A 9,568-nucleotide genomic window follows, 5' to 3' on the forward strand; every position below is an offset into this window, starting at 1 on the left:
CTCTGCATTACTTCGCCGCCTTGCGCAGCGCCAGCCGCACCAGGGCGTCGAGCGTCGCACCCGCCCCCAATTCCTCCTCCGCCGCCGCCACCGCACCGCTGGCTTCGGCAGGACGGAAGCCGAGATTGAGCAGCGCGGAAACCGCGTCCGCGCCGGCCCCCACCGGCATGATCGACGACGCGGCGTGGCCGAGTTCGACCCCGCCGATCTTGTCCTTCAGTTCACGCACGATGCGTTCGGCGAGCTTGGGCCCGACGCCGTTCGAACGCGCGACCATTGCCTTGTCTTGGGCGGCGATCGCGCGGGCGAGGTCGGTCGGCTCGAGCGCCGACAGAATCGCCAGCGCGACGCGCGCGCCGACGCCCTGCACGCCGGTGAGCAAGCGGAACCAGTCGCGCTCGGCAGCGCTCGAAAAGCCGACCAGGCGGATGAAATCCTCGGCCACCAGCATTTCGGTATGCAGCATCACCGCCTCGCCGACCGGACCGATGCTCGCGAGCGTCCGGCTCGACGCGCCGACGAGATAGCCGACGCCGCCGACGTCGATCACGGCATGGTCGAGTCCGGTCGCATCGAGGCGGCCTTTGAGATGGGCGATCATGCGCCGGTACGTAACAGGAACGGGATGCTGCGGGAAAGCGAAATCAGGACAATCGCCGCGCGCTCGCGAGATGATGCGCGTGGCAGATCGCCACCGCGAGCGCATCGGCGGCGTCGGCGCCGTCGATCTTGACGCCGGGGAGCAGCACCGAGACCATTGCATGGACCTGCGCCTTCTCCGCGCCGCCGGTGCCGACCACAGCTTTCTTGACGAGCCGCGCAGCATATTCGCCGACCTCGAGCCCGGCACGCGCGCCCGCGCACAGCACGACGCCACGCGCCTGGCCGAGCTTGAGCGTCGATTGCGGGTTGGAATTGACGAACACTTCCTCGACCGCGCACCCATCGGGCGCATGGTCGATGATCAACGCGCTGAGCATCGCGTCGAGATGCGCGAGCCGGCGCGGCAGCGTGGCGGCGGTGTCGGTCTTGAGCTTGCCGTTGGCGACATGGCTGAGCCGGTTGCCCTCGGCGCGGATCAGCCCCCAGCCCGTCGTGCCGAGGCCAGGGTCGAGGCCGAGGATCAGCATTGCGCTGCGCGAACAGGATTCACGCCAAGGCGCGAAGGCGCGAAGAAGGGGTTTGTTCGCGCGGAGGCGCGGAGGCGCGGAGAAGAAGGTTGCGGGGTGGCTACGCCGCTTTCGTCACCCCGGGCTTGTCCCGGGGCCCACCGACGTCCGAGCGCATCACGCGCAGCAAGTGCGGCACGGTGAATGCCGGGACGAGCCCGGCATGACGGAGGAGTGGTGGTGCCCGATCCAGAGCGCACCACCTCCGCGCCTCCGCGCCTCCGCGCGAACGAACCTTCTTCTCTTCGTGCCTTCGCGCCTTCGCGTGAAACCAAGATCACCCAAGCTTCTCGAGGATCGCGTCGGACACTTCGTAATTGCCCCACACGGTCTGCACGTCGTCGTCATCGTCGAGCGTGTCGATCAGCTTGAACAGCGTCGCCGCATCGTCCTCGCCGACTTCGACCATCGTCTGCGGGCGCCAGGCGAGCTTGGCGCCTTCGGGCTCGCCGAGCACCGGTGTCAGCGCCGTCACGACTTCGTGGAGCGAATCGTTCGAGGTCCAGATCTCATGGCCGTCCTCGCTCGACTGCACGTCCTCGGCGCCGGCTTCGAGCGCGGCCTCGAACACCTTTTCGGCATCGCCCGCCGAAGCCGGATAGGAAATCAGCCCCATCCGGTCGAACGCATGGCTGACCGAGCCCGAAGCGCCCATGTTGCCGCCATTCTTCGCCATGCCGGTGCGTACGTTGGTCGCGGTGCGGTTGCGGTTGTCGGTCAGCGCTTCGATGATCAGCGAGACACCGCCGGGGCCGAAGCCCTCATAGCGGATTTCCTCGTAATTCTCGGTATCGCCCTTGCTCGCCTTGTCGACCGCGCGCTGGATATTGTCCTTGGGCATCGACTGCGCCTTGGCGGCGTTGATCGCCATGCGCAGCCGCGGGTTCATGTCGGGATCGGGCAGGCCCATCTTCGCCGCGACGGTGATTTCGCGCGACAGCTTGGAAAACATGCCCGAGCGCTTCTTATCCTGCGCGCCCTTGCGGTACATGATGTTCTTATATTTGGAATGGCCTGCCATTGGATCTCTCTCAAACTACAGTGTCGTCACCCCGGACGTGGGAGCCGGGGTCCATGGGCGACGCTCGGCCGATCGCATGGATGCTGAAACGAGTTCAGCATGACGGGTCGGCTTAGTCGAGCCCGAGCGCTTGCTTGTAGGTCTCGAGCAGCGCCTCGGCTTCCTCGCGGTGATGCTTCTCCATCTTGCGCAGCCGCACGATCGAGCGGATCGTCTTGACGTCGAAGCCGGTCGACTTCGCTTCGCCGTACACGTCCTTGATGTCGTCGGCGATGCCCTTCTTTTCTTCCTCGAGGCGCTCGATGCGCTCGATGAGAAGGCGTAGCTGGTCGGCGGCGATAATGTCGCTCACGGTAAATCCCCCGGGGTTTGAATCAGTGAAAGGCGCGCGCTTTAGGCCAGCGCAGCGCCGCCGTCACGCATTCTTCGAAACACTCTGGCGCATCCGCTCGAGCTGCCCGGGCGTCGCATCGCCCTGATGCTCGGCTTTCCACTGCGCGTACGGCATGCCGTAGACGATCGCGCGTGCCTCGTCCTTGGTCATGCTGCCGTCTGCCTCTTCGACCCAGTCCGACAGGCAGTTGCGGCAGAAACCGGCCAGCCCCATCAAGTCGATATTCTCGGCGTCGCTGCGGTGGCGCAGATGGCGCACCAGCCGCCGAAACGCCGCCGCCGCTACGGCATCATCCAGTCCATCCAAATCGCGCATCGTTTCGCTCCACGGTTGATCGTGGCGAGATAGGAGGTAGAGCAGCAGCCGTACAGCCTCCCCACGGCAAGGACCTCCCCATGATCAAGACCATCGCCCCGCGCGCGCGTAAGGTACGTATCCTCGCCACGCTCGGCCCCGCCAGCAGCACCCCCGAAATGATCGCGGCGCTGTTCGAAGCGGGCGCCGACGCCTTCCGCGTCAATATGAGCCACGGCGACCAGCAATCGAAGATCGCCGTCATCCAGGCGATCCGCGCGCTCGAGAAGATTTATCAGCGCCCGACCACGATCCTCGCCGATCTGCAGGGGCCGAAGCTCCGCGTCGGCAAGTTCGAGGGCGGCAAGATCGAACTCGTCAAAGGCCAGACCTTTACGCTCGACCGCGACACCACGCCCGGCGACACCACCCGCGTCGAGCTGCCGCATCGCGAGATCTTCGAGGCGATCGAGCCCGGCGCGCGCCTGTTGCTCGACGACGGCAAGCTCGTGCTGCGCGTGACCGACCACACCGACACGACGATCGTCACCGAGGTCGTGGTCGGCGGCGCGCTTTCGAACAGCAAGGGGCTGAACGTCCCCGACGTCGTGCTGCCGATGGCGGCGCTGACCGAAAAGGACCGCAGCGATCTCGCCTTCGCGGTCGACCAGGGCGTCGACTGGATCGCGTTGTCGTTCGTCCAGCGCCCCGAGGATCTCGCCGAGGCGCGCAAACTGATCGGCGGCAAGGCGTCGCTGCTCGCCAAGATCGAGAAGCCGCAAGCGATCCAGCGGCTCGAGGAAATCGTCGAGATGTGCGACGGCGTGATGGTCGCGCGCGGCGATCTGGGCGTCGAGATGCCGCCGGAGAGCGTCCCGCCGCTGCAGAAGCGCATCATCGAAGTGTCGCGCCGCCTGGGCCGCCCGGTGGTGGTCGCGACGCAGATGCTCGAATCGATGATCACCTCGCCCTCGCCGACGCGCGCCGAGGTGTCCGACGTCGCGACCGCGATCTATGACGGCGCCGATGCGATCATGCTCTCGGCCGAAAGCGCGGCGGGCGCGTGGCCGACCGAATCGGTCGCGATGATGAACGCGATCGGCGAGGCGGTCGAAAAGGATCCGACGCATGGCGACCGGATCCACTTCACCGTGATCCGCTCGGACCCGACCACCGCCGATGCCCTGGCCGAAGCCGCCAAGAACATCGCGCAGACGGTCGAGGCCGCCGCGATCATCTGCTTCACCGCCTCGGGCTCGACCGCCCGCCGCGTCGCGCGCGAGCGGCCCGGCGTCCCGCTGATGATCCTTACCCCGAACCCCGAGACCGCGCGGCGGGCGGGCTTGCTGTGGGGCGCCTATGCGATCCTGACCAAGGACGTCGATTCGTTCGAGGAGATGGTCGCCAAGGCCAAGCGCATGGCGCTGCGCCACAATCTCGCCAAGGCGGGCGACCGCATCATCCTGATCGCGGGCGTGCCGTTCAAGACGCCCGGGTCGACCAACGTGCTCCACGTCGTGCGGGTCAGTGGCGATGAGCTGAAGGGGTATGCGAGCTAGGTCCAACCCCTCACGGTCACCCCGGGCTTGTCCCGGGGTCCACTGCGATGTTCACCCTGCCGCCCGAGCGCGCGCGGCACGGTGGGCCCCGGCACAAGGCCGGGGTGATGAAGTGGGTGCTACGCGATGGAACCGAAGGCGTGGCTTAGGCGAGAATGCCGTAGCGCGCGAGATCCGCGCGCAGCGTCGCGGCGTCGGTGAAGACCACCGCGCCCATCCCGACGCTCTGCGCGCCCGCGACATTGTCTTCGCGGTCATCGACGAACAGCGTGTCTTCCGCGCGCAAGCCGAATCGCTCAAGCGCACGGCGGTAGATCGCCGGATCGGGCTTGGTCAGCAATTCGTCGCCCGAGACGACGATGTCGTCGAAGCGATCGAACAGATCGGCCTCGCGGTCGCGGAACGACGGCCAGAACTCGCCCGAGAAATTGGTGATCGCATACAGCGGCACGCCCGCCTCCTCGAGTTCGCGCACGAGGTCGCGCATCCCCGGCAACATCCCGCCAAGCTGCTCGCCGAAGCGCGGCCCCCAGGCGGCGATCAGAGCGGCATGCTGCGGATGCGCGGCGGCGAGCTCGGCCGAGGTCTCGGCGAACGGACGGCCAGCGTCATGCTGGAAATGCCATTCCTTGGTCGCGACATCGCGCAGGAATGCATCGAGCGCCCGATCGTCACCGATCAGGCGCTCATAGAGGAATCTGGGATTCCAATCGTACAAGACGTTGCCGACGTCGAAGACGACGGCCCGCGTCACGTCGCTTAGCCCTGGCGGGCCTTGAAGCGGCGGTTGGTCTTGTTGATGATATAGGTACGCCCACGACGACGGATCACGCGGTTATCGCGATGACGGCCCTTGAGCGACTTCAGGGAATTGCGGATCTTCATGATCGATTCGCTTTGCAAAATCTGGAATGTGGAAAAGAGCCGCTGCGCATATGGTCGCGCCCTCCCCAAGTCAAGCGCGACCGCGTCGATACGCCGCGCTATAGCGACGGAACCCGAAGCCCGGGTCCAGGCGTTACACCCCTGCAACGACTGTGATAACAAGGACAAGAGTATGAAGCTGGCTTTGGGAATGGCAATTGCCGCGGCAGCGAGCTTGAGCGCCTGCGCGACGACGACGACGAGTGGTCCGGTCGAAGTGACGCGGTTTCACCTCGGATCGACGGCAACGCCGCTCGAGACGGGGACGCTCGCGGTCGAACCCGCGCCCGGTGGCGGCCCCGCCAGCCTCGAGTTCAAGACCTATGCCGCCGCCGTCCAGACCGAGGCGCTGGCGCACGGCTTCACCGTCCCCAAGACCGATCCCGATGCGCAATATCTCGCGGTCGTCGGCTTTACGCGGACGACGCGCCCGGCGCCGCCGCGCAATGGCGGCAGCGGCGTGAGCATCGGCCTCGGCGGCGGTGGCTATAGCGGTGGTGGCGGCTATCGTGGCGGTGGCGGCGTGGGCCTCGGTGGCGGGATCTCCTTCCCGATCGGCAAGCAGAAGTACCGCACCGTCGTGCTCACCGACCTGACCGTGCAGATCCGCCGCCGCCGCGATGCGACGGTGATCTGGGAAGGCCATGCGCAGACCTTCTCGCCCGGCGAGGCGCCTGCGGCACAAGCCAACGCCGCGGCAGCCAAATTGTCGCATGCGCTGTTCCTGGGCTTCCCCGGGGAATCGGGTCGCACTATTACGGTGCGATGAGCATCACCATCAACGCCGCTTTCGATAGCGGAAACATCGACGTGGTCGCCATTGATGGCGACCGCGTCGATCTCGCCATCCGGCTCGACCATCAGTCGGACTTCTTCCAGTGGTTCCACTTCCGCGTCGCCGGCGCGAAGGGGCGGACGCTCACCTTGCGCATCACCAACGCTGCGCAATCGGCCTATCCGTTTGGCTGGCCGGGCTACAAGGTGCGCGCGAGCACCGATCGCCTGGCATGGCGGATGATCCCGACGCGCTACGTCGACGGGATGCTTGAGTTCGAGTGGAACGGCGACAGCGAACTCGTCTGGTTCGCCTATTTCGAACCCTATACGATCGAGCAGCACGACGCGCTCGTCGCCCGCATCGCGGGGCAGCCGGGCGTGACGCATCGCGAGCTCGGCCAGTCGCTCGACGGACGTGCGATCGATTGCCTCGATATCGGCAGCGGCCCCAAGCACGTCTGGTTCTATGCGCGCCAGCATCCCGGCGAGAGCATGGCCGAGTGGTGGATGGAAGGCGCGCTCGACTGGCTGACCGATGCCGCCAATCCGGTGGCCCGCGCCGTGCGCGAAAAGGCGACCTTCCACTGCGTCCCCAACATGAACCCCGACGGCTCGTTCCGCGGGCATCTGCGCACCAATGCGGCGGGCGTGAACCTCAACCGCGAATGGCATACGCCGACGCCCGAGAAGAGCCCCGAAGTGCTGTGCGTCCGCGATGCGATGGATGCGACCGGCGTCGCCTTCGCGATCGACGTGCATGGCGACGAGGCGATCGCGGCGAATTTCTTCGCCGGGTTCGAGGGAATCCCGTCCTGGACCGACGCGCTCGGCGCCAAATATACCGAGTTCGGCGAGCGGCTCGCGGCGCACTCGCCCGATTTCCAGACCGCGCGCGGCTATGACAAGGCGGCACCGGGCAAGGCCAACCTGTCGATGTCGACCAACCAGCTCGCCGAGCGGTTCGGTGCGGTGTCGATGACGCTCGAAATGCCGTTCAAGGACCATGACCCCAACCCCGATGCCGAGTTCGGCTGGTCGGGCGCGCGCTCGAAGACGCTGGCGCATGCCTGTCTCGAAGTGCTTGCCGACATGATCGACGCAATCTAGGTCCCCTCGCAAAGGAGACCCCGATGCCCACCCTCGTCCTGATCCGCCACGGCCAGTCGGCCTGGAACCTCGAGAACCGCTTCACCGGCTGGTGGGATGTCGATCTGACCGACAAGGGCGTCGAGGAAGCGCGCGCGGCGGGGCGGCTGATGGCGGAGAAGGGGCTCGATTTCGATCTCTGCTTCACCTCGCTCCAGACGCGCGCGATCAAGACGCTCAACCTGGCGCTTGAGGAAATGCGGCGATTGTGGCTGCCGGTCGAGAAGGACTGGCGGCTCAACGAGCGGCATTATGGTGGGCTGACCGGGCTCGACAAGGCCGAGACCGCCGCCAAGCACGGTGCGGAGCAAGTCCATATCTGGCGCCGCAGCTTCGACATCCCGCCGCCGCCGCTCGAAGCCGGCAGCGAATACGATCTGTCGCAAGACCGCCGCTACGCCGGGATCGACATCCCCGCGACCGAGAGTCTCAAGGACACGATTGCACGCGTCCTGCCATATTGGGAGGGGCGGATCGCGCCTGCTCTGCGCGACGGGCAGCGCGTCGTCATTTCGGCGCACGGCAATTCGCTGCGCGCGCTCGTCAAGCATCTGTCGGGGATCCCCGATGACGAGATTACGACGCTCGAAATCCCGACCGGGCAGCCGATCGTCTACGAACTCGACGATTCGCTGGCGGCGACCGATCGTTATTATTTGAGCGAGCGCTGAGCTCTTAGCTCGGCCGCTGGGCGGAAAGGGGAACTGCTCGCCTTCTTCAAACGGATGGTGGAGGGAGATCGATAGCGCGCACAGCGCATGTTGCCCCCTCCACTATTCGCTGACTGCTCAGCGTCCACCTCCCCCGATCGCCGGGGGAGGGGATCAAACCATCGCTCGGGCTTACTGGCCCGTCGTCACCGTCGTCGTGGTCTTCTCGGTCACGCGCGCAGGTGCAGCGCGGCGCGTCGTTGCCTTGCGCACGACGCGCTTGACTGCGGTGTGACGAACGGCAGGCGCCGCGGTCTTGGTCGTCTCGGTCGTTACCGTCGTGGTCGGTGCAGGCGCCTGGACGACAACCGGCGGCGCCGACCGTGCTGCGGCTGCGTCGGCGGCTGCCGAAGCGGCGGCCTGCTCGGCGGCGTTCGCACGGGCGTTGGCGGCTGCGGCGTCGGCCTGCGCGTCCATTGCGACGTTGCGGGCGTTGGTCGTGGCGGCATGGGCGGCATCGTTATGCGCACGCTGCGCCTGGCCAAGCGCGGTGTCGGCAAGCTGCGACGCGCGGTGCGCATCGTCGATCGCTTCGGCCTTCTTGCCAGCGGCGAGATGCTCTTCGGCGGCGCGGAGCTGCGCCTGGGCATCGGCCTGGAGCCGCGGCGTCTCGGTCGTCGCGCCGACCTTGGCCGACGCGTCGATCTTGGCGCGCGCTTCGGCAATCGCCTGCTCGGCGCGGTCGTGCTTGCCCTCGGCAAAGGCGGGGGCGGAGAATGCCAGCACGCTGGCAAGCGCGACGGACGAAAGGGTCGAAAGACGGGTCATGGCGTGTGTCCGATATGACTGTATGGACTCGCCCAACCCGCGCGACGTCGAACAAGTTCCGCTTGCGATATGACGGCGGAGTGGTTGCCCTGCGGCACCCCGCTCGCTAGTCGGGTGCGATGGCACAGAGCGCGTCCCCCCTTGTCGGCATTATCATGGGCAGCACGTCCGATTGGGAGACGATGCACCATGCGGCCGATTTGCTCGCCGAATTGGGCGTTGCGCACGAGACGAAGGTCGTCTCGGCGCACCGTACGCCGCAGCGGCTCTACGATTACGCGACCGGTGCCGCGGAACGTGGATTGCAGGTGGTGATCGCGGGCGCTGGCGGTGCTGCGCATTTGCCCGGAATGGCGGCGGCGATGACACATTTGCCGGTGCTCGGCGTGCCGGTCGAGAGCAAGACGATGAAGGGCCTCGATAGCCTCTATTCGATCGTCCAGATGCCGGCGGGGATCCCGGTCGGCACGCTGGCGATCGGCAAGGCGGGCGCGAAGAATGCGGCATTGCTCGCCGCGGCGATCCTTGCGCTGTCGGACGCGGCGCTGAGCGCGCGGCTGCAGTCGTGGCGCGCCGCGCAGACCGATGGCGTGGCGATCGATCCGGAATGATGCTCGACGGCTGCTTCCCGTCTCCTCCCCTCCCTGAAAGGAAGGGGTTGGGGGTGGGTCGGCCTAGGGCGGGTGCCCGGCCGAACCACGGGCCAACCCATCCTGTCTCTTATACACATCTGTATGGCGGCTTGTGGGTGTAAAAAAAAAAGGGGGGGGGGGGGGGGGGGGGGGGGGGGGGGGGGGGGGGGGGGG

Annotated in this window: 13 protein-coding genes; 5 read left to right on the top strand and 8 right to left on the bottom strand. The window is 66.7% G+C overall.

The genetic code is table 11. The features are described from left to right. Window positions 1–7: 7 nt before the first annotated feature. The 5 genes from ruvA to QN347_RS10600 all read right to left on the bottom strand — a co-directional run bounded on the left by ruvA (window position 8) and on the right by QN347_RS10600 (window position 2,899). Entirely contained in the window at window positions 8–601 is a 594-nt protein-coding gene (gene ruvA, locus QN347_RS10580; RefSeq protein ID WP_133190772.1) for a Holliday junction branch migration protein RuvA, read from the bottom strand. A gap of 43 nt (window positions 602–644) precedes the next feature. Continuing rightward, a complete protein-coding gene (ruvC, locus tag QN347_RS10585; RefSeq protein WP_322161218.1) occupies window positions 645–1,130 on the bottom strand; it encodes a crossover junction endodeoxyribonuclease RuvC in 486 nt (161 codons plus the stop codon). A 316-nt stretch (window positions 1,131–1,446) separates the two neighbouring features. Beyond that, a complete protein-coding gene (locus tag QN347_RS10590; protein WP_133190776.1) occupies window positions 1,447–2,190 on the bottom strand; it encodes a YebC/PmpR family DNA-binding transcriptional regulator in 744 nt (247 codons plus the stop codon). Between the two features lie 112 nt (window positions 2,191–2,302). Then, window positions 2,303–2,542, bottom strand: coding sequence for a DUF2312 domain-containing protein (locus tag QN347_RS10595; protein WP_010185731.1), 240 nt, complete (start codon window positions 2,540–2,542; stop codon window positions 2,303–2,305). Between the two features lie 63 nt (window positions 2,543–2,605). Continuing rightward, window positions 2,606–2,899, bottom strand: a complete 294-nt coding sequence (locus QN347_RS10600; RefSeq protein WP_322161221.1) for a DUF1244 domain-containing protein — start codon at window positions 2,897–2,899, stop codon at window positions 2,606–2,608. 80 nt (window positions 2,900–2,979) lie between these two features. Here QN347_RS10600 and pyk point away from each other — a divergent pair, with 80 nt between their 5' ends. Next, on the top strand, window positions 2,980–4,437 hold the full coding sequence (gene pyk, locus QN347_RS10605) for a pyruvate kinase (protein WP_322161222.1): 1,458 nt from the start codon (window positions 2,980–2,982) through the stop codon (window positions 4,435–4,437). A 145-nt stretch (window positions 4,438–4,582) separates the two neighbouring features. Here pyk and QN347_RS10610 read toward each other — a convergent pair whose 3' ends face one another. Continuing rightward, window positions 4,583–5,191 (bottom strand): HAD family phosphatase, encoded by a 609-nt coding sequence (locus tag QN347_RS10610; protein ID WP_322161224.1) that lies wholly within the window; start codon window positions 5,189–5,191, stop codon window positions 4,583–4,585. A gap of 5 nt (window positions 5,192–5,196) precedes the next feature. After that, the gene (ykgO, locus tag QN347_RS10615) at window positions 5,197–5,322 is read right to left on the bottom strand and encodes a type B 50S ribosomal protein L36 (RefSeq protein WP_010160916.1); all 126 of its coding nucleotides are present in this window, start codon (window positions 5,320–5,322) and stop codon (window positions 5,197–5,199) included. 172 nt (window positions 5,323–5,494) lie between these two features. Here ykgO and QN347_RS10620 point away from each other — a divergent pair, with 172 nt between their 5' ends. From QN347_RS10620 to gpmA, 3 genes are read left to right on the top strand one after another with little or no spacing between them, the layout of a single operon-like run. Then, window positions 5,495–6,130 carry a DUF4136 domain-containing protein gene (locus tag QN347_RS10620; RefSeq protein ID WP_133190784.1) on the top strand — a complete coding sequence of 212 codons (636 nt, stop codon included), beginning with the start codon at window positions 5,495–5,497 and terminating at the stop codon, window positions 6,128–6,130. Next, a complete protein-coding gene (locus QN347_RS10625; RefSeq protein ID WP_322161226.1) occupies window positions 6,127–7,245 on the top strand; it encodes a M14-type cytosolic carboxypeptidase in 1,119 nt (372 codons plus the stop codon). The genes QN347_RS10620 and QN347_RS10625 overlap by 4 nt, the downstream gene beginning before the upstream one ends. A gap of 23 nt (window positions 7,246–7,268) precedes the next feature. Next, entirely contained in the window at window positions 7,269–7,955 is a 687-nt protein-coding gene (gene gpmA, locus QN347_RS10630) for a 2,3-diphosphoglycerate-dependent phosphoglycerate mutase (protein WP_322161227.1), read from the top strand. A 171-nt stretch (window positions 7,956–8,126) separates the two neighbouring features. Here the strand turns inward: gpmA and QN347_RS10635 are convergent, their stop codons facing one another. After that, window positions 8,127–8,762: a hypothetical protein gene (locus tag QN347_RS10635; RefSeq protein WP_322161229.1), complete on the bottom strand. Its 636-nt coding sequence runs from the start codon at window positions 8,760–8,762 to the stop codon at window positions 8,127–8,129. Between the two features lie 119 nt (window positions 8,763–8,881). On the opposite strand from QN347_RS10635, the gene purE reads away from it, so the two are divergent. Next, window positions 8,882–9,373, top strand: a complete 492-nt coding sequence (gene purE / locus QN347_RS10640; RefSeq protein WP_189676130.1) for a 5-(carboxyamino)imidazole ribonucleotide mutase — start codon at window positions 8,882–8,884, stop codon at window positions 9,371–9,373. Window positions 9,374–9,568: the final 195 nt, after the last annotated feature.

Origin of the sequence: Sphingomonas sp. 10B4, from assembly GCF_035019905.1 — a bacterium.
Lineage (GTDB): Bacteria > Pseudomonadota > Alphaproteobacteria > Sphingomonadales > Sphingomonadaceae > Sphingomonas > Sphingomonas glacialis.